The 18,681-nt window shown below is 33.9% G+C and carries 22 protein-coding genes, 1 pseudogene and 1 riboswitch; of the genes and pseudogenes, 5 read left to right on the top strand and 18 right to left on the bottom strand.

Annotation, left to right across the window (positions count from 1 at the left end; all coding sequences use genetic code 11):
* Positions 1–6: 6 nt before the first annotated feature.
* The 4 genes from nrdE to AZF08_RS26470 all read right to left on the bottom strand — a co-directional run bounded on the left by nrdE (position 7) and on the right by AZF08_RS26470 (position 3,545).
* Positions 7–2,091 (bottom strand): class 1b ribonucleoside-diphosphate reductase subunit alpha, encoded by a 2,085-nt coding sequence (nrdE, locus tag AZF08_RS26485; protein ID WP_033675411.1) that lies wholly within the window; start codon positions 2,089–2,091, stop codon positions 7–9.
* Positions 2,078–2,437 (bottom strand): class Ib ribonucleoside-diphosphate reductase assembly flavoprotein NrdI, encoded by a 360-nt coding sequence (nrdI, locus tag AZF08_RS26480; RefSeq protein WP_033675410.1) that lies wholly within the window; start codon positions 2,435–2,437, stop codon positions 2,078–2,080. Before nrdI ends, nrdE begins: the two co-directional genes overlap by 14 nt.
* 571 nt (positions 2,438–3,008) lie before the next feature.
* The gene (locus AZF08_RS26475; protein WP_033675409.1) at positions 3,009–3,326 is read right to left on the bottom strand and encodes a hypothetical protein; all 318 of its coding nucleotides are present in this window, start codon (positions 3,324–3,326) and stop codon (positions 3,009–3,011) included.
* A 24-nt stretch (positions 3,327–3,350) separates the two neighbouring features.
* Complete coding sequence (locus AZF08_RS26470) at positions 3,351–3,545, bottom strand: hypothetical protein (RefSeq protein ID WP_033675408.1); 195 nt, start codon at positions 3,543–3,545, stop codon at positions 3,351–3,353.
* 197 nt (positions 3,546–3,742) lie between these two features.
* On the opposite strand from AZF08_RS26470, the gene AZF08_RS26465 reads away from it, so the two are divergent.
* A complete protein-coding gene (locus AZF08_RS26465; protein ID WP_033675407.1) occupies positions 3,743–4,321 on the top strand; it encodes a GNAT family N-acetyltransferase in 579 nt (192 codons plus the stop codon).
* A gap of 34 nt (positions 4,322–4,355) precedes the next feature.
* Here AZF08_RS26465 and AZF08_RS26460 read toward each other — a convergent pair whose 3' ends face one another.
* The gene (locus tag AZF08_RS26460) at positions 4,356–4,958 is read right to left on the bottom strand and encodes a hypothetical protein (RefSeq protein ID WP_033675406.1); all 603 of its coding nucleotides are present in this window, start codon (positions 4,956–4,958) and stop codon (positions 4,356–4,358) included.
* Between the two features lie 94 nt (positions 4,959–5,052).
* On the bottom strand, positions 5,053–5,211 hold the full coding sequence (locus tag AZF08_RS30975) for a hypothetical protein (RefSeq protein ID WP_033675405.1): 159 nt from the start codon (positions 5,209–5,211) through the stop codon (positions 5,053–5,055).
* Positions 5,212–5,735: 524 nt separating this feature from the next.
* Here AZF08_RS30975 and AZF08_RS26450 point away from each other — a divergent pair.
* Positions 5,736–5,921 carry a YkvS family protein gene (locus AZF08_RS26450; protein WP_033675404.1) on the top strand — a complete coding sequence of 62 codons (186 nt, stop codon included), beginning with the start codon at positions 5,736–5,738 and terminating at the stop codon, positions 5,919–5,921.
* Positions 5,922–5,965: 44 nt separating this feature from the next.
* Here the strand turns inward: AZF08_RS26450 and queF are convergent, their stop codons facing one another.
* The 4 genes from queF to queC form a co-directional block, all read right to left on the bottom strand.
* The gene (gene queF / locus AZF08_RS26445) at positions 5,966–6,463 is read right to left on the bottom strand and encodes a preQ(1) synthase (RefSeq protein ID WP_000147751.1); all 498 of its coding nucleotides are present in this window, start codon (positions 6,461–6,463) and stop codon (positions 5,966–5,968) included.
* 82 nt (positions 6,464–6,545) lie between these two features.
* A complete protein-coding gene (gene queE / locus AZF08_RS26440) occupies positions 6,546–7,262 on the bottom strand; it encodes a 7-carboxy-7-deazaguanine synthase QueE (protein WP_033675403.1) in 717 nt (238 codons plus the stop codon).
* Complete coding sequence (gene queD / locus AZF08_RS26435; RefSeq protein WP_033675402.1) at positions 7,255–7,749, bottom strand: 6-carboxytetrahydropterin synthase QueD; 495 nt, start codon at positions 7,747–7,749, stop codon at positions 7,255–7,257. The genes queE and queD overlap by 8 nt, the downstream gene beginning before the upstream one ends.
* Entirely contained in the window at positions 7,749–8,411 is a 663-nt protein-coding gene (queC, locus tag AZF08_RS26430) for a 7-cyano-7-deazaguanine synthase QueC (protein ID WP_033675401.1), read from the bottom strand. Before queC ends, queD begins: the two co-directional genes overlap by 1 nt.
* Before the next feature lie 93 nt (positions 8,412–8,504).
* Positions 8,505–8,548: riboswitch (PreQ1 riboswitch) on the bottom strand.
* Between the two features lie 200 nt (positions 8,549–8,748).
* Between queC and AZF08_RS29450 the strand changes: the two are divergent.
* A pseudogene (locus AZF08_RS29450) lies at positions 8,749–9,072 on the top strand (ATP-binding protein); the annotation flags it as partial.
* Positions 9,073–9,080: 8 nt separating this feature from the next.
* Here AZF08_RS29450 and AZF08_RS31675 read toward each other — a convergent pair.
* The 4 genes from AZF08_RS31675 to AZF08_RS26405 form a co-directional block, all read right to left on the bottom strand.
* The gene (locus tag AZF08_RS31675; protein ID WP_033675441.1) at positions 9,081–9,197 is read right to left on the bottom strand and encodes a DUF6254 family protein; all 117 of its coding nucleotides are present in this window, start codon (positions 9,195–9,197) and stop codon (positions 9,081–9,083) included.
* Between the two features lie 234 nt (positions 9,198–9,431).
* Positions 9,432–9,965 (bottom strand): DinB family protein, encoded by a 534-nt coding sequence (locus tag AZF08_RS26415; RefSeq protein ID WP_033675397.1) that lies wholly within the window; start codon positions 9,963–9,965, stop codon positions 9,432–9,434.
* Between the two features lie 136 nt (positions 9,966–10,101).
* Positions 10,102–11,796 (bottom strand): M3 family oligoendopeptidase, encoded by a 1,695-nt coding sequence (locus AZF08_RS26410; protein WP_033675396.1) that lies wholly within the window; start codon positions 11,794–11,796, stop codon positions 10,102–10,104.
* Between the two features lie 329 nt (positions 11,797–12,125).
* On the bottom strand, positions 12,126–12,572 hold the full coding sequence (locus AZF08_RS26405) for a MarR family winged helix-turn-helix transcriptional regulator (protein WP_033675395.1): 447 nt from the start codon (positions 12,570–12,572) through the stop codon (positions 12,126–12,128).
* A gap of 261 nt (positions 12,573–12,833) precedes the next feature.
* Here AZF08_RS26405 and AZF08_RS26400 point away from each other — a divergent pair, with 261 nt between their 5' ends.
* Positions 12,834–14,330, top strand: a complete 1,497-nt coding sequence (locus tag AZF08_RS26400) for a DUF3149 domain-containing protein (protein ID WP_033675394.1) — start codon at positions 12,834–12,836, stop codon at positions 14,328–14,330.
* Between the two features lie 29 nt (positions 14,331–14,359).
* Here AZF08_RS26400 and AZF08_RS26395 read toward each other — a convergent pair whose 3' ends face one another.
* Entirely contained in the window at positions 14,360–14,641 is a 282-nt protein-coding gene (locus AZF08_RS26395) for an aspartyl-phosphate phosphatase Spo0E family protein (RefSeq protein WP_033675393.1), read from the bottom strand.
* 464 nt (positions 14,642–15,105) lie between these two features.
* Between AZF08_RS26395 and AZF08_RS26390 the strand changes: the two genes are divergently transcribed.
* Positions 15,106–15,879 (top strand): divergent polysaccharide deacetylase family protein, encoded by a 774-nt coding sequence (locus AZF08_RS26390; protein ID WP_033675392.1) that lies wholly within the window; start codon positions 15,106–15,108, stop codon positions 15,877–15,879.
* A 28-nt stretch (positions 15,880–15,907) separates the two neighbouring features.
* Here AZF08_RS26390 and cbpA read toward each other — a convergent pair whose 3' ends face one another.
* From cbpA to AZF08_RS26370, 3 genes are all read right to left on the bottom strand, one after another.
* Positions 15,908–16,531: a cyclic di-AMP binding protein CbpA gene (cbpA, locus tag AZF08_RS26385; protein ID WP_033675391.1), complete on the bottom strand. Its 624-nt coding sequence runs from the start codon at positions 16,529–16,531 to the stop codon at positions 15,908–15,910.
* A gap of 121 nt (positions 16,532–16,652) precedes the next feature.
* On the bottom strand, positions 16,653–17,282 hold the full coding sequence (locus tag AZF08_RS26380; protein ID WP_033675389.1) for a class II aldolase/adducin family protein: 630 nt from the start codon (positions 17,280–17,282) through the stop codon (positions 16,653–16,655).
* Positions 17,283–17,883: 601 nt separating this feature from the next.
* Complete coding sequence (locus tag AZF08_RS26370) at positions 17,884–18,666, bottom strand: DeoR/GlpR family DNA-binding transcription regulator (protein ID WP_033675388.1); 783 nt, start codon at positions 18,664–18,666, stop codon at positions 17,884–17,886.
* Positions 18,667–18,681 lie beyond the last annotated feature (15 nt).

The following is an 18,681-nucleotide window of genomic DNA, read 5'->3' as shown; positions in this document are numbered from 1 at the left end:
TTTGCATCAAACCGTACAAGCAACGCACTCTTCCACGCTTAATTTTCGTGTTCTTGTATAATACAAACTCTTTAAGCCTTTTTTATGTGCATAAATATAATAACGTGCTAATTCACGAGTAGAAATATCACTATTCACATAAAGAATTGTACTAATTCCTTGGTCAATATGCTCTTGAATTTCTGCGATTAAATCAATTAGTTTAAACTGATTCATATCATAAGAAGATTTATAATACCAGAACGTATCTTTTGATAAATACGGCATTGGATAATATGTTGTCGCATTTGCATATGTTCTTGACTCAATTTGACTTACGATCGGCATTACACTTGAAGTTGCATTTTGAACGTAACTAATTGATTGTGTTGGAGCAATCGCTAAACGATATGAATTGTATAAACCATGCTTCTGCACTTGTTCTTTTAGACTTGTCCAATCTTCTTTTGTTGGAATATAGATCCCTTCAAATAACTGCTGTACTTTCTCAGTTATAGGATTATAGTCTGTTGTTTCATACTTTTCAAAGTATGTGCCATTTGCATAATCCGACTTATCAAAGTCTTTAAAGGTTTCGCCCTTTTCTTTAGCAATTCCCATGCTTTTTTCAATGGAGTAGTAATTTAACATCATAAAGAATGTACGAACAAATTCTTTTGCTTCTGCACTTTCATAAGCAATTTTATTTTTCGCTAAATATCCGTGCAAGTTCATCGCACCAAGTCCAACTGAATGAAGTTCATCATTTGCTTTTTTCACAGTCGGTGCGTTCGGAATTACCGTCATGTCAGAAACGGCTGTTAAAGCTTCCATTCCTGCATGAACCGCTTCACGAATTTCTTTATTCTCCATTAAGTTCACAATATTTAATGACCCTAAGTTACAGTTAATATCACGGCGGATAATGTCATCTGTACCGTAGTCATTAATTTCGGATGTCTCTTGTAATTGGAAGATTTCCGTACAAAGGTTCGACATCTTTACAGTTCCAATATCTTTTAATGGATGTTGTTTATTTGCATTTGATTTAAACATCAAGTATGGATAACCAGACTCAAGTTGAATCATCGCAATTTTAATAAGCATATCACGAGCACTGATATCAAGTGGCTTCTTCTTCACTTTCGGATTGCTCATTAGTTCATCGTACATTTCATCAATATCTATATCATCTAAATGTTTTCCGTACTCTTTATATACTGTATAAGGTGCGAAAACATGGAATGGTTCATTTTTCTCAGCAAGCTCAAAGAACTTACTTGGAACGATAATACCGATTGATAGAGACTGAATACGGCTTTTCTCGTCGGCATTTATTTTTTTTGTATCGAGGAATTCAATAATATCCCAATGGAAGATATTTAAATATACTGCACCGGCACCTTTTCGTTGCCCCAACTGGTTCGCATATGAAAATGAATCTTCGAGCAATTTCATAACTGGTACTACACCGCTTGCTGCGTTATCGATGCCTTTAATTTGCTCACCGCGTGCGCGTAGCTTAGAAAGGTTTAAAGCTACCCCGCCACCAATTTTTGACAACTGCATCGCCGTATTAATATTAAATCCAATCGAATTTAAGCTATCATCCATCTCTAACAAGAAACAAGACACCATTTCTCCTCTTCTGCTTCTTCCTGCATTTAAAAAGGTTGGTGTCGCTGGTTGGTAGTTTTGTTTTACGATCATGCTTGCAAATTGTTTTGCTTTGTTAACATCGCCACGTCCTAAGTATAGTGACACAATTGATACACGGTCTTCATAGCTTTCTAAGTATTGTTTTTGATCATTCGTCTTTAGCGCATAATCCTTATAAAACTTAGATGCCGCCATATAAGATTGAAACTCGAAGTTTTCACCATATGCAACGTTATATACTTCTTCTACTTCCTCCAACTTATACTCGTCCAGAACGTTGTAATAGTAATCATGCTGCTTCATATACTCCATTCGCTCTGCCACGCTATTAAAATGAACGGTATTCTCTCTTGCCTCTTCCATAAAGACTTCTAATGCTTCTTTATCTTTATGAAGCTGATAGAAACCATCTTGCATTTGCGTGATTTCATTATTCAGTTCAATGTGTCGCAATCTCCCGCACCCTTTCTTTAAAAAACTCTACGTCTTTATTTGTTCCAGATAACTCAAATTTTGATACAATCGGCACTTCATATCTGGATGAGATTTTATCTGCACTTGCCCCGAACATATCTCCCCAGTTTCGGTTTCCGCTTGCAGATACGCCCTTTAATTTTCCATTATTGCGCTCTAAAAATTCTAAAACACGTTCCGGTACATTTCCAAAACCTGTTGTATACGTAATAAGAACAAAATCTTCATCTAATACGAGGTCATCGTTAATTTGAACGGCCGGCATATTTAATTTGTGGATGAAACGCTTCACGTTTCCTGTCATAGAATCATATGCAACCAACATTTCCGACCCTCCCCTTCTATCTTTAATATCTTCATCTTTTCTCTACATATTGTATTACGTTTCAAAAAAGGACACAAGATATATGTATAAATTCTTTTTTTTTTTAACTTTTACTTTTCGACATAACAAACCGTTTTTTTCAATACAAAGACTATGAAACAACATTCTAAAACTCATGTCAATAAAGTGGTTTTCGAAAAAGTTGTCAACGGATTTAACCATATTTACAAAAATGCTAACAATATGTTTTGTCAGAAAACGATAAATGCTGGAGAATTTTATTTCTCCAGCATCACACAAAAAAGAACAGACTTTAAGTTGTAATCTGTTCGAAACCGGTTACACATCATTTATATCACACGAATAAGGAATACTATTCCTTTTGGACTAAATTTCAATTCATTTATTAAATCAAATACATATACTTTCTTTTTTCGCTCCACAATAAAATATAATTATAATAAAAAAGGACAATTATTATGGCACACCAATTTATTTGTTAATGTGATGAGACTTTTAAAAAGGCTTTACGTGATACAAAAGCAACATGCTGTACAAAAATCTGTGTTAGCTATTCACAATATTCAACACTTAAAATATCCTTTATAAATAAATGATGAAAGTTCTCTTCTTTATCTTGCATGGTAAAAACTGGCGCCTCTTCATCAAAATAGACAACAATCCCTTCAACATGTTGATATGTATGTTGAAATTTTACAGCTGCTCGAACTTTTGATTCTTGCTCATATGCCATTTTTAATTTTGTTATCACTTCTTCTACATATTTCCGCTTCGCAGGAAACATCACCATTCCAACAAATCGTTTTCCTTTCGCGTCTTTCCACATGTAATCCCAGTGCGGTAAAATACCTTGTTTAAATTCTCCCATAAATCCCTCTCCTTTTATCTTCTATTAAGAACGTGGTGTTTCTATATATGTATAAATAATCTGTCCGCCGCGCTGTGCATTTCCACTAAAGTGTTTAAAATCTTCCCGATTCACGATAACATCACGAAACGTATAAAATACATCCTTTGTTACAACATACTCCTCTATCTCACCATTTTTCAGTTGATCTAAAATTGTATTTGCTAATTGTTCGTCCATGTATTTCACCTCTCTGCAATATTCTATCGTATCTTCCACAGGTCGACAACGTTAAATTTATTACATTTATAGTAAATATCATATATTAACATAGTGGTTTAACCATACCAAATTGCTCTGATAACCAAGTACATCTTATACACCTTCCTACACTTCATTTTATGTTACAATAAGAATAGATAATTAGGAGGGATAATATGATTCGGAAAGCAAAAAGGACAGATGCAAAAGCAATATCTCCTTTATTGTATAACGCTTTGCATGAAATTGCTGAAAAAATCACAGGTAAGAAGGCAGAAACAGAAGTATTGTTAGGGATTGAATATTGGTTTTCAAAAAAAGAAAATCGACTTAGCTATGAGAATTGTTTCGTTGAAGAACAAGACGGCAAGGCAGTTGGAATCATCGTAGCCTATCATGGAAGTAATGCAGAACAACTGGATAATCCAATTGTACAGCACTTACGTGAAAATCAACAAGATCCAAGTATTACGCTAGAAAAAGAAGCCGAGCTTGATGAATATTACATTGACACCTTATCTGTTTCAAGCGAATATGGCGGACGAGGTATTGGCTCAAAATTGATTACAGCAGCAGAAAATGAAGCATTTGAAAAAGGCTATGAAAAAATTGCATTACTTGTAAATTTAGAAAACAAACGTGCTTTCTCTTTATATAAAAAACTTGGTTATCAAGAAGATAAAACGGTAATGCTTGTCGGTGAACAATACGCGCATTTAGTAAAACCTTTATGTGAAAAGGCTCTCGTCTTTTAAAAAAACACACGATTCTTTATTGAATCGTGTGTTTTTATGTTAAATTGGTGTTTAATATATTTCCATTCATCGCTTCATGAAATGTGTATTCTGTACACCCCCATGGCTTCCGATGAAAAACAGGCGGTCCAGACCACCCTCTTGCACGTAGCTCCGCCCCAATCATCGTATTAAAATAGGTATGACCTACGAGTGCAATATGACCGTGTACAAGTGTATATCCAACTAATGTATCAGCTGCTTGTTTTGCTCTCATTTGTGCGGCTCGATAAGATTCAACCTGTTTAGAATATCCGATTATCCATAATGTACGCCCAATAACTGTCCATACTTTTGGTTTACATCTCACCCACTTTGGAGCAAAAAATCCAGGTGGTATTTCCGCCTCTCGAAAAAGAGGACTTTGTATAAAGGACAGAGAGCCTGTTAGTTCCGCCGCTGACTGTACCGTATGTTTTTGATCACTCGTTACAATAAGCTTTGCAGATTCAGTTGCCTCAACTGTCTCAATTGGTATTTCTGTGCCCTTTACTATATCAATTACATCATATCGCTCCATCCATTCGCGAAACGATGCAATTGTCATTGCTTCTGTGACACTATTTAAGCGACCGTGACGAATAAAAGAAATCCGCATTTTCTTCACTCTCCATTCACCGCTCATCAACTATATCATTATGTACTTTTTCTTATTTTCATCATAACACGACAAAACAGAAAGTCATACTTCTTTACATATCCGCACCATTCTCATAAGTTATTGAAACTGGCACATCGTCTAACCCATCAAAATATTCACTTGTTTCATGAATACGAATTATTTTTAACTGCTTATATGAGAATAGGAATAAAAGAATCGCTATAAAACTTCCAACAACTTCAAATATCATTTAATCGCTCCTAATTTCTCCCGCATCAACAGACCGTAATATCCTCTCCTCAAACTTTAGCAGAAAGCAAAAAAGAGATTAAAAATAAACCGCCCGTAAATACCCGATTCGTTCAACTAATGATTACAGATGTTTCATCCCTACTAATCATAGTTTCACTTTATTATACTCTTATATATGAATATATTCACTTCTTATCCACCTTCTTCTCTCAAAATATGAAAATACTTCTATCCCCCATACGAAGCAGTAATTCCCATATCTATATTCCATGAACAAAAGGATGTTAAGCAGAACAATAAGCTACCTTTAAAAGACCAATTAATAAAAGATAACAGTCAGTAAGAATATCCCCCTTCGCTAATTAAAGTTTCACTTTATATATTACTTATGAAAAATGACTATTTTTTGAATTTTTTTAATGGAAACATTTACAAATCGAAGAATATAGTTCAAAATAAAAGAAAATAAAAAAGAACAAACTTGTTCTTTTTTTGGTAAAACTGTAACAAGGAGAGTTGCTTATGGAAATCGCAGAAACTGGAGATATTATCGAATTTAAAGGTGGAATGCAAGGCCGTGTTCAGAAAGTAAATAAAAACTCCGTTATTGTCGATATAACAATCATGGAGAATTTTAGAGAACTAGATATGGAACCTCTTACAGTTGTAAATCACAAGAATTATACAGTTATCAATCAACATGCATAATATAATAGAAAAAGGAACTGTATATACATACAGTTCCTTTTTTATTAACGATTATCAATTGTTTCTGGATATAAGTCATGATTCATCATACGGTATTCTGCCATTTGCTCATATTTAGTACCAGGGCGACCATAGTTACAATATGGATCAATTGAAATACCACCACGCGGTGTGAATTTCCCCCATACTTCAATATAACGTGGGTCCATTAGTTTGATTAAATCATTCATAATAACATTCATACAGTCTTCATGAAAATCACCATGATTACGGAAACTAAATAAATATAATTTTAAAGACTTACTTTCCACCATTTTTTGTTCCGGAATATAGCTAATATAAATTGTCGCAAAATCTGGTTGTCCTGTTTTTGGACATAAGCTTGTAAATTCAGGACAGTTAAACTTCACAAAATAATCACGGTTTGGATGATTATTATCAAATGTCTCTAAAATTTCTGGACTATATTCAAATAAATATTTTGTATTTTGATTTCCAAGTAACGTTACATCTTTTAAATCTTCATCTAGTCTTCCTGTCATTTTTCATACATCCCTTCAATTCGGTTGATTCAACTAATAATCAGAGGAGGATATAGAACTCCCCACTGACTAAAATTTCACTTTATACACCTCTTTTATTTCCCCACACTAAAGCGTGCAGCTGAGGTAATACCTTTGCATCATTCATTTCTTTACAATGAACTGCTTTTTCAATGAGCCATTCATATTTCTCTAACAATTTTTTAATAAGCATTGCATCATCTATGGTTTTTGTATCATCATTTCCAACTTGCAAGAAAAATGGTACATGCGGATAACGTTCGTGTACTTTTACCGCATATTCAAAATCATGATCATCAAACACAACTACTTTTAAGCTAAAATCTTTCCCTACTAATCTTTCAATTACAGAATCTAGCATGAGAAAATCAGTTTTCATTTGTGAACTCGGTGGTTTTGGTGAGATTGTCACTTCATCAATATGAAGCAACCATTCTTGCCATTTACTACCTTGGGTCTCAATAGCTGTACGAATCTGCTTTTCTTTTAATAAATCTAAAAAGCCCTCTATATTTTTCAGCAACACCGGGTTTCCACCTGAAATTGTTACATGAGAAAAATTTTCTCCACCAATTTCAAAAAGTTCATCCCAAATCTCTTCTGGGGTCATTTGTCTGATTTGCTCTTTTGCTGATCCATCCCATGTAAAGGAAGAATCACACCACGCACAACTATAATCACATCCTGCTGTGCGAATAAACATTGTCTTTTGACCAACAACCATTCCTTCACCTTGAATCGTTGGACCAAAAATCTCTAAGACGGGGAGTTTACTCACCGAGCATCCACTCCCGTCTTACTTCCGCATAACTTGTTGGTGTCTCAAATAAACGAACAAATTCAACACGTGCCCCCTTATATGCGTCGGAGCGATTCTCTTTTGTAAGTGCTTCTGCCATCTTCTCATAAATCCAAACGACCATATTTTCTGCAGTTGTATTCATTGCTGGTAATGTTTCATTCAAATAACGATGATCCAAATAAATTTCAATTTCATTTTTCCAAATTTCTTTTATATCTCCAAAGTCAATCGCAAGTCCAATTTCATTTACATATCCGCTAATACCAAAAACAACTTTGTATGTGTGACCGTGTAAATTTTTACACTTTCCTTCATAGCAGTGTAAATGGTGCGCCGCATCAAATGTAAATTCCTTGCTGACCATCACTCGTTTATTATGATATTTCAATTGTTCACGCTGAATATCCTTGTCCACTTTTTGTAAATTCTCTACGATGCGAAACCCAAAAAAATTCTGTTCCATTATACATTCGCTCCTTCGCGTTCTTGTAGATACGTATCTAAGCCTGCTTTGCGAAGTTTACAAGCTGGACATTCACCGCAACCATCACCAATGATTCCGTTATAACACGTTAATGTTTTTTCTCTAACAAACTGGAATGCACCAAGTTCATCTGACAATTTCCAAGTTTCTGCTTTATCAATCCACATAAGAGGTGTATGAATAACAAATGGATAATCCATCGATAAATTTAACGTTACATTTAACGATTTCACAAACACATCACGGCAATCAGGATAACCGCTAAAGTCCGTTTCACATACGCCAGTTACAATATGACGTGCTCCAACTTGTTTTGCTAACACAGCTGCAAATGATAAGAATAGTAAATTTCGTCCATCTACAAATGTCGATGGTAATTCACCTTCCTCGTGCGTAATCTCCATATCCGTTCTAGTTAACGCGTTTGGAGCAAGCTGATTTAATAAGCTCATATCTAGTACCGTATGTTTGATTCCTAGCTCTTTCGCAATATCCGCTGCACAATCAATTTCTAATTTATGACGTTGATTATAATTAAACGTTACTGCTTCCACTTCTTCAAACTGTTGCATGGCCCAAAATAAACATGTTGTACTATCTTGACCGCCACTAAAAACAACAACTGCTTTTTCTTTTTTCATCTCACTCATTCTCCTTCTCTAATACGAATAAGAAGAAAGAACGTTCTTGAACTGTCACAATAAAAAAACAAAACAATACCTAAGGATATTGTTGTTCCCTTAGTTTTTTATAGAGGGAGTTCGCGAACCTCTCCCATGGAGTACATGGAATTTCTTCTTTCATTGCCAACACATATTGTAACATAATGTATATATCTCAGAAAAACATCTGATTTTTCTGTCTTTTTATGAAATTAAGATTCATTTTCTTGTATTTTAATAATGTGATTATACTTAATTAAACCCCATACATATGAGCATAGGGTGGAGATAAATCTGATGCTTTTTATTATTTAACTCTTTTTTTATCTCTGGCGAAAAACAAAAATTTAACCAATGCTTGTTAGATTTTAAAAAAACTGTATTGAATCCATACCTAATGCCGGTGACCTTATCCTTACATTAGTACCTAATCATAAAAGACAATGGAATCGGCATGAGCGAAGAACAACTTAAACGTCTCGGTTCCCCTTTCTATTCCACGAAAGAAAAGGGAACCGGACTTGGAATGATGGTCGTATTCAGTGTTATTAAAGCAATGGATGAAAAAATTGATATTACAATTGAAAAGGATATTGGTACCACCTTTTTATTAACTTTTCCGCTCGTACAAAAAACGTGATGTAATCATCACTTTTTTTGTGTTTCATCAGCAAGCTCAGCAAAAGCCTTTACTTTCCCATGTGGCTTTTGATTCTCTTTTCGTGCTTTCCAAGCGCGTTCTTCTTCTTTTTTCTTGTTTGCCATGCTTTCTTCAGCTCCTTTTTGTGCTTTCCTCATGTATTATTCCAAGGTAATAAGCAAAAATATGCATCAATCCAGCATATGAAGTAAAGCTTTTTTAAACAGAGTATGCTTTACTCGCACTAACCTTACATCATCGGGATTTTCAATCTTATCGTCCGCGGATATCGGGAGAAAATAAAACAAAAGAAGTAAGCTACTTACTAGCTCACTTCTTTTTATCAGAACATATTTACTTTATCTTTGTAAAATTGCGTATTTCGCTTCTTTTAGCTGAGTCAGATGACGTTGTTCATGTAAATCAAGAAATTGAATCCACTGATATAGATTAAGTTCATGAAATATAGGGTGCTTTAATGAATTATCTAGTAATTCTCTTTCATCTATAATACTATGAAGTGTGTGCAATAATTCTTGTCTGGAGTGTTCAAGTAATTGAATTCCTTGTTGTTTTTTCATTAGCGTTTCTGTTGGTTGCATTTGTTGAGGTGCTTCTCGTTTGTGCGTTCGATCAAGAGTAAGTTGGAGGTCTTTGAGCTGTACAGCTTTCCTTTCCTTTTTTTGCAAGGCATATACAAGGGCTGATGTAACCGATTGCTCAACTAGGTGTAAATGATGCATAATTTGAATAATACTCCATTTATCACGCCGGGGCTTTACATTCACTTCCGTATCATTTAACATCTCAATTTCTGATAACAACGCACTTCTTGTAGATTGTAATGATTGCAATAAAGTTTCCAAACTAATATTCATATTAGATTGAAGCATGATTCTCCCCCCTCTTTTTGGTAAAAAGAGGCGCTTCTTATGTAGAAACACCTCTTGGTAAATCTGAATTTTCTTATATTATCTCATTATTTAATACATGTGTCGATGTCAAACCGAAAAAAAACAGCGTGTTTTTTTACAATTTTGTGTCATCTACTGCCTGTAACCATGCTTGAATCTCAGTAATTATCCCTTGTACACAACCATCTGTAAATGGAGATGTCAAATTCGCACCTTCTACTAATTGTAGGAATGATTGACTTCCTCCCTGTCCACAAAGTTTCACATAGTCTGCCCATGCCTCTTGTCTATTTTCTCTTGCACGTTTCCAAAATTGCAGCGCACAAATTTGAGCTAATGTATAATCGATGTAATAGAAAGGCGAGCTATAAATATGCCCCTGGCGTTGCCAAAAACCTCCGCGTTCTAAGTAAGCATTATCTTCATAATCTCGATGCGGTAAATATTTTCTCTCAATATTACGCCAAGCAGCTTTACGATCTGCTGATGATGCTTCGGGATTTTCGTATACATAATGCTGGAATTCATCCACAGATACACCATATGGTAAAAATAGAAGTGCTGAACTTAAATGAGAGAAATAATATTTATCTGTATCTTCTTCAAAGAATAATTTCATCCATGGCCATGTGAAAAATTCCATACTCATTGAATGAATTTCACACGCTTCATACGTTGGCCAATTGTACTCTGGGATTTCATACTTACGGCTCTCGTAGACTTGAAATGCATGTCCTGCTTCATGTGTTAACACATCAATATCACCTGATGTTCCGTTAAAGTTTGAAAAAATGAAAGGCGCCTTATAATTTTCAATATATGTACAATACCCGCCGCCAGCTTTTCCTTTTTTCGCAACTAAATCTAATAAATTATTGTCTAACATAAAGTTGAAGAATTCATCGGTTTCATTTGATAATTCTTTGTACATTGTCTTTCCATGATTGATAATCCAATCCGCGTCTCCCTTTGGAGTCGGATTACCTGTCGCAAATTCAAAGTTCTCATCATAGTAAGCTAGTTTTTCTACGCCAATACGCGCTTTTTGTCTATTTCGTAATTCTGTTGCAACTGGAACGATATAATCTAATACTTGTTTGCGATAATTTGCAACCATTTCCGCGTTATAATCCGTTCGATACATTCTCGCATATCCAAGTTCAACAAAGTTTTTAAAGCCAAGTGTTTTAGCAATTTTCGTTCTCACTTTTACAAGCTCATCATAAATACGATCTAGCTCTTCTTCATTCTCTGCTAAGAAACCATAATATGCTTCACTAGCTTGTTTACGTGTACTTCTTTCTGTTCCCTGCATAAAAGGAATAAGTTGTGATAATGTTCTTTCTTCTCCTTCAAATGCAATCTTTGCAGCTGCTAATAGCTGTGTATATTGTGAAGATAATTTATTTTCCATTTGTAAATCTTTCACAATTTCCTCAGAATATGTTTTCAAATCACACTCTGCTAAAGCAAACAACTGTTTCCCATAATAATTTTCTAACTCCTCACGAAATGAAGAGCTTAGCAATGCTTTATAATATTTTGTTACATACCCTTGTGCAACTGGATCATATTCATCAAAAAAATCTTGTTCTTCTTTATAAAAGGCATCCGTCGTATCGACTGAGTGTCGAATAGAACAAAGTGTTCCCATCGTTCCAAAATCATTGCGAATTTCATTAATGAAACTAATCGCTTGCTTTTGTTCTTCGGCAGTTTTGGCATTTTCAAATTGTTCTAAAGCTGTAGTGAATTTCCCTTGTAATTCTTCTGTATTTGGGCGCTTATATTCATAGTTCTTAAATGACATAAATATGCCTCCTCTCAATGATATGTATCCTTAACTATAATTCCATTTTTGCTTCTAAATCTCCTTTTATTCTTCAACAAAATTCGTCAGAAATTGTAGTCCCTCTTCAATTTTTATTTTAAAACTTTATTCAGTAGTGGGGTTTCCATATCCCCCACTGATTATTAACCTTTATTAATCGGACTTTTACAAGCTGTAATGCGGGATAAAGTAAAACATCTACCATTGTTACCTCTCAATATATAACATATCTCTCTATTCTTTTTAAATCGCAAGGTAAATAAAAAAGCCTTAGATTATGTCACATCGAAAGCTTTTTAAATGCTCTATCACTTTTCATATTTTCCAATTTTTTTAAGTAAATGTAACAATTCATTTTTCTCACCTTTTGTTAGCATGTCAAATGAATTATGTATAACCTTTTCATGATTTGGAAAAATAGAAGCAATAACAGTCTCTCCTTCCTCGGTTAACTGCGCATATATAACACGACGATCATTCGGACATGGAATTCGTTTCACAAGTCCCTTTTTTTCTAACTTATCTACAACATATGTAATACTTCCACTTGCAATTAAAATACGCTCGCCAATTTGTTGAAGTGGCTGACTACCTTTATGAAATAACAATTCTAAGACAGCAAACTCAGTTGGATTCAGTCCGTTACTTTGTATTGATTTATTTGTAGTATCCATCACGGAACGATGTACACGGGATAGTGCAATAAATACTTTTAAAGATTGAGAAATATCTTCTCGCTCATTATTCGATATCATACAATTTCAACCCTTCACTTAAATTCATAAAACAGGAAACATCCTTCATATAACAACTACTAGCTAAAAAGAAAAGTTCAATTCACTTTACACTTTAATTTCCGAGTGACTGTTCACTCATCTTTATACTACCTCTACTTTTCTTTCTCACATTTTTAGCATATAACAATCATTTTTACTACTGATTACATTTTGAATAAAAACATGACAATTTTAACATAGTTTATATATAATGATAATAAAAAAGAAGGAGCAGCAATCTTGAATGTGAAATTACGAAGCTTAATTTTTTACATACTGCTTGTTATATTACCAACACTAGGTATCGGTGTGATTTTCTATTCTTATCACACCTATCAGATGCAGAAGGAAAACAAACAAGCTGCTCATACTGTTTTATTTCTATATAGGGACTACTTAGATCATCATATCGGGGAAGCAATTTCCGCCTTGGAAATGCTCGCTATGGTCGTAAATACAGAAACAGAAAATACGAATGGAATCCAGCAAATATTTCATGATACAGATGAGAGAGACGAGCGTTTTTCTGGACTATATTATACAAATAAAGATGGGGTAATTACAGTAGCATCTGAAGGCTTAACAACACCAATCCCTGTCGCAGATCGAGGCTACATACTAGAAGCATTTAAATCTAAAAGAACAACTGTATCTTCTGTTATTACAGATCGTGTTCTTGGACATCAAGCTATTGTGATCGCCACACCAATTTTCACTAAAAACAAACAAATTTCTGGTTTATTATTAGCCAGCTTACGCTTTGATTATATATCTTCTGCTTTAAATGCAATAAAACCACAATATCATTTCGAAGTAACTGATCAGCATGGTGTAACATTTTTAACAGATGATCACAAAGAACCTATCGGGCAACACACTAATATACTTTCTACACCCTTACAAAAATTAAAATGGAAAGTTTCTGTTTCCCCATTACCTATTGATCAAAAGACTTTATATCAAATCGTTACAGTAGAATGTCTTGTTACTTTGTTTTTAATGACGATTTTATTTTTGCTCGTTCAATATATTTTATTGAAACGTCAAACAAGGTTAGAGAGAAAACAAAATGAAATACAAAAAATTGAATTGGTTGGTACTTTTGCAGCTAGTACTGCTCACGAAATCCGTAATCCCCTTACTGGAATTAAAGGACTCGTAGCCCTTTTAAAAGAAAAATATAAACATGAACAAGACCAGTTCTATTTTTCGGTTATTGAACAGGAAATAGAACGTATCAATGAAATTGTTAGCGAGTTTCTTATCCTTGGTAAACCAACTGCAATTATTGAAAAAAAATATGATGTAAGAGATATTATCAAAGAAATCGCATTAATTATTCAATCTGAAGCGAATTTATATGGCATTACATTTGCTTTTCATTTACCAGACCACCCTGTTCATATCCGTTGTTCAAAAGATCATATGAAACAAGTGGTTTTAAATATTACAAAAAATGCAATTGAAGCTATGTCATCTGGTGATACATTAACACTTACAGTGACCAGTAATAAAGAGCACGCACAATTACAAATTATCGACACAGGAAAAGGTATTCCAAAACATATTCAAAAACACCTCTTTCATCCGTTCTTTACTAGTAAAGATACCGGAACAGGTCTTGGTCTTATCATATGCAAACGAATTATAGAAATGTATGATGGAAATATTTTAATTGATAGTAAAGAAAATAAAGGAACCACCGTCCATATAACACTTCCATTAGATTCAGCATAGTTATCCTTCTCTAAGGAGGGTAATTATGCTTATTTCATAAAAGAAGTCACAACCACTTTCCAAAAAGCCCTTTGTTTACCTTTATATCCCATATGAAGAAAAGGTATCTTCACAAACGCTAACCATTTTGGCGTTTGTTGTTCCTTATAGCGTTGATACTGTAGAATAAGCTTGTCCAATTCTTGACTCACTTGAATTGTTTCAATATTGTCTAATCCATTCGTTAAACCTAAATGAATCATTTCTTCACGCTTCATATGAATATCATGCGAAAGTTTTTCCATTGTGTACTTCCGTTTTGCTGTAAACATCCATATCCCCCTCATTATTCTTCCATACTCTCAACTTCATCCTCACTCTATACATTGGGCCTCCTAATGTATATTGCATTTGAATTCGAATACTCAGAAATTTTAACATTTTCTCCCTGTAATTTACAAATCTTTATCCTCACTTTGAGAATTATTACAAATTATTCTATCTTTGTAAATACATTCGCAATAATAGACATTTTTTTTATTTTATTTTTTTACAAACTACAGATAAACTCTACTTTTATATTTTTTATTTACATTTCTTCGACATTTTTCTTGTTTAATTTAGATGAAAATGTAAATCATAATTATGATTTACATTTTCATCTAAATAAGTACCTAATCAATTTGGAGAAAATTACTCTCCCATAAAGTGAAACTGTAATCAGTAGGGGATTACTGCCCACGAATAGCGGGATGAAAATCACATACATCTTACCACTCAGAAAGGAATTTCTTATATGCATAAACATATCATTACATTTCTACTATTTATTTTAGTATCTGTTCTTATTTTTCCTTTTCAAGCAAGCGCTCATACAAATAAGGTCGCCATTGTGATTGATGACTTCGGAAATAATATGAGAGGAACTGACAAAATGTTATCGCTTCCTATCCCTCTTACAATTGCAGTTATGCCTTTTCTACCTTCTACAAAACAAGATGCACTAGCTGCACACCAAAAAGGACATGAAGTCATTATTCATATGCCAATGGAGCCTATTAAAGGAAAAAAAGAATGGCTTGGTCCTAAAGCAATCACAACTGATTTAAGTGATTCAGAAATCAAAGACCGAATTGAACAAGCTATTCAAGAAGTACCACATGCAATTGGAATGAACAATCATATGGGTTCTAAAGTAACGGCTGATGAAAGAATCATGCGAATCATACTTTCTATATGCAAACAACACGGTCTATTTTATTTAGATAGTAAGACAAATCCAAATAGTGTAGTCCCAAAAATCGGAAAAGAATTGGGTGTTCCTATTGTAGAAAATCAATTATTCTTCGATGACGTTTATACATCATCTCATATTACAAAGCAAGCGCAGATACTCTTACAAAAAATTAAAGAGAAACCTGTTGTGGTGGCTATCGGTCACGTTGGTCCTCCTGGAGAGATTACTTCTCGCGTTATCGAATCCTCCATTCCAAAAATACGTGAACACGCAGATTTTATTTTTTTATCCGACCTCGTACTCTCACCACCACCCGTTTCCAAACAAAAATAGAGAGTGGCTATATGCCACTCTCTATTTTCTAAATATAGTCTACATGACTAACCCTGAACCCTTTTTTCTCTATTTTTGCAATCAATCGCTCCAATCCTTTTTCAGTTAATTCATCTGTTATGTTAACAATAACGCGACGAATATATTGATCACCATTGTCTAATGTAAATAATCCACCAATATGATAGGATCTTAATAACGTTCCAAGTTCTTTAATTGTCCCCTTACAATCTTGTGTTGCAATCGTTATTATATACCCCCCTGTTCGCATCCCAAACGAGTCTTCAATAACATCAAATATATTAGAATGTGTTAAAATGCCCACAAATTCATTGTATTCATTCAAAACAGCTAAAAATGGTAAGCGCCTAATTATATGAAAAGCTCGAAAGAAAGAATCTTTCTCAAAAATAAATGCAGATTGATCTTCCATCATATCTTTCACACACATATCTTCTAGTCCTTCATTACACTTATGCTCTAAAATATCTACTTTATAAATAATCCCTTTAAATTGCTGCTCATCTTCTGCTAAGACAGGAATGGCTCTATATCCCTTTTCGTTCATAACCTGTAACGCTTTTTCTCCCAAATCATCACTCTTACAAAATACTACCTTTTGTTTCGGAAGAAAATGATATTTAACTCGCAAAATACGTTCCTCCTCACATGCCGCCATGTAGTCTATATATAATAAGGAGACCCATATTTTATGAGTGAAATTATTTTTGAAACGCTTTCATTTTTCATTTCACACGCAACAGATATTTTATTTACATAACCGAACTCTCCGTTCCTTTAATCATCAATAATTTCACGTGATAGTTCATTAAATATTCTAAGCCCTCTAACCATTTCTTCGTCTCTTCTGGAGCACTTCCCCATACAATCATTCCGTAATTATGAACGAGTACGGCACCGCCACTTTCTACAAAATTCGGAACTTGATTCTCCAATAAATCAGCAAATTTCTTTTCATTTTCTACAATCGGGATAGTGATATCTGTAATTCCTTCTTTTCCAAAAACACGCTCTACACTACGCTTTTCAAATGTAACTTTCCCTTCTTTTCCATACAACTCCGACATTAAATGACTATCTACAGTTTGAACTTGCAAAATACATTCCGCATTACTTTTTTTATAAATATCTGCATGCATAAATGATTCAACAGCTGGTTTTTCATCGATTTCGAATACGGGTTCACACATATTATTAACGACAATAAAGTCCTCTTCTGCAAACAACCCTTTATCTCTACCTTCAATATTAACTAGAAATGTTAATGGTTCTTTGGATGTACACATGGATAAACTAATTTTTGTACCATAAAACCAATCCCGAAGAGCTAATTCCATTTTTATATCTTTCAACTCTTTCCATTTTTTTAGAAAAAATAACATTCCGTCACCTCCATGATAATAGCGCTATAATAATTCATTCATTTTTATGTAAAAGAAGTATTTTTTGATTATTCGAAAAATTTAATTGAATTATCACATGAGAATGTTTTTTTGTCAATATGATTTCTCCATTCACTTAAAAAATAGGCACATGCAACAAAACAAAAAGACCTTTTCACAAGGCCTTTTTGTTCATCATTTGCAGAATCTCACTTTTTTCTTGTTCATTAATTACACGTAACTTTTGCAATATATTTGCGTACAATATAAGTTTACTATATATACGTTCCGACACGTCTCTCCCTCTTTCCTTCATGCAACTTTTTTTCTATTAGTAAATTATATGAAAGAAACCGAAAAAAGTGTCCACTTTTTGCACAAATGCAAATCTTTTTATTTATACTATCTTCTCTACACATAGAAGAACAAAATACCAATACTTGAAAATGGAAATTAAGTGAAATTTGAATCAGTGAGAAGCTTCATCCCCCTCTGATTATTAATGAAACGAATCTGGCTTTTACAGGCAGCTTTATTGCCTCAATTGAAATGTAAGATGGGAATATTACTGCCCGCGAATAGCGGGATAACATGTTTCTATTTAGCTAATTGTCCAGCGAATATTATTTTTTGTAACTGCTTCTTCAAAGCTATACGGCATTTTTTTATCACAAATCACATGTTGAATTTTAGAAAAACCTGCAATTCGGTAATTTCCTTTTACCCCAAGCTTCGTATGATCACATAGAATAAATGTTTTTTCTGCTAATTGAACCATCGCTTCTGATAATTTCGCCTTTTCCAATTCAAAACTTGAGACTCCAAAGCTAGGTAACAATCCATCAATCGAGACAAATGCCTTATGAAAATGAAATTGCCGAATAACTTGCTGTGAAATAGATCCTGATACACGAGAATGTTTTGGGGACACTTTCCCCCCAATAAATAGCACTTCACCATCAAACATTTTTTTATTAATAGAAGAAATTAATTGTGTTGCAACAGGAAATGAACTCGTCACGATCGTTAGATTTTTTCTATGAATCAAATATGGAACCATTTGTAATGGCGTACTGCCATCATCAATCGCAATTACATCTCCATCTTCTACAAATGTTGCTGCTTTATATCCAATCCTTTTCTTTTCTTCTATGTATAGCATTTCTCTTTCTAACATAGGAGGTTCTATTCCAGAACCAGGGATTTGAACTGCTCCCCCATATACTTTCTTTAATTTCTTTTCCCGGTCAAGTTCTTCTAGATATCTGCGAATTGTTTCTGTTGATACCGAAAACTCACTTGCTAGTTCTGAGACCTTTACTTTCCCTTTAAATTCCACTTTTTCAATAATGCTACGCTTTCTCTCTTCTCCTACTACAGACATTAACTTCACCTCATT

The sequence above is a fragment of the Bacillus gaemokensis genome (assembly GCF_001590835.1).
GTDB lineage: Bacteria > Bacillota > Bacilli > Bacillales > Bacillaceae_G > Bacillus_A > Bacillus_A gaemokensis.
Note: the sequence above shows the minus strand (reverse complement) of the source record. Positions and strands in the feature narration are given on the sequence as shown.

Coding starts and splice junctions, on each gene's coding strand:
- AZF08_RS26465 (WP_033675407.1), top strand. CDS start 3,743: ATGATTCGGAAAGCAAAAAGGACAGATGCAAAAGCAATATCTCCTTTA.
- AZF08_RS26390 (WP_033675392.1), top strand. CDS start 15,106: ATGCATAAACATATCATTACATTTCTACTATTTATTTTAGTATCTGTT.
- AZF08_RS26410 (WP_033675396.1), bottom strand. CDS start 11,796: ATGTCATTTAAGAACTATGAATATAAGCGCCCAAATACAGAAGAATTA.
- AZF08_RS26460 (WP_033675406.1), bottom strand. CDS start 4,958: ATGCGGATTTCTTTTATTCGTCACGGTCGCTTAAATAGTGTCACAGAA.
- AZF08_RS26395 (WP_033675393.1), bottom strand. CDS start 14,641: ATGTTTACAGCAAAACGGAAGTACACAATGGAAAAACTTTCGCATGAT.
- AZF08_RS30975 (WP_033675405.1), bottom strand. CDS start 5,211: ATGATATTTGAAGTTGTTGGAAGTTTTATAGCGATTCTTTTATTCCTA.
- AZF08_RS26370 (WP_033675388.1), bottom strand. CDS start 18,666: ATGTCTGTAGTAGGAGAAGAGAGAAAGCGTAGCATTATTGAAAAAGTG.
- AZF08_RS26470 (WP_033675408.1), bottom strand. CDS start 3,545: ATGGACGAACAATTAGCAAATACAATTTTAGATCAACTGAAAAATGGT.
- AZF08_RS31675 (WP_033675441.1), bottom strand. CDS start 9,197: ATGGCAAACAAGAAAAAAGAAGAAGAACGCGCTTGGAAAGCACGAAAA.
- AZF08_RS26475 (WP_033675409.1), bottom strand. CDS start 3,326: ATGGGAGAATTTAAACAAGGTATTTTACCGCACTGGGATTACATGTGG.
- queD (WP_033675402.1), bottom strand. CDS start 7,749: ATGGAACAGAATTTTTTTGGGTTTCGCATCGTAGAGAATTTACAAAAA.
- nrdI (WP_033675410.1), bottom strand. CDS start 2,437: ATGTTGGTTGCATATGATTCTATGACAGGAAACGTGAAGCGTTTCATC.
- AZF08_RS26415 (WP_033675397.1), bottom strand. CDS start 9,965: ATGCTTCAATCTAATATGAATATTAGTTTGGAAACTTTATTGCAATCA.
- queC (WP_033675401.1), bottom strand. CDS start 8,411: ATGAAAAAAGAAAAAGCAGTTGTTGTTTTTAGTGGCGGTCAAGATAGT.
- queF (WP_000147751.1), bottom strand. CDS start 6,463: ATGACAGGAAGACTAGATGAAGATTTAAAAGATGTAACGTTACTTGGA.
- AZF08_RS26405 (WP_033675395.1), bottom strand. CDS start 12,572: ATGATATCGAATAATGAGCGAGAAGATATTTCTCAATCTTTAAAAGTA.
- AZF08_RS26380 (WP_033675389.1), bottom strand. CDS start 17,282: ATGTTATTTTTTCTAAAAAAATGGAAAGAGTTGAAAGATATAAAAATG.
- AZF08_RS26450 (WP_033675404.1), top strand. CDS start 5,736: ATGGAAATCGCAGAAACTGGAGATATTATCGAATTTAAAGGTGGAATG.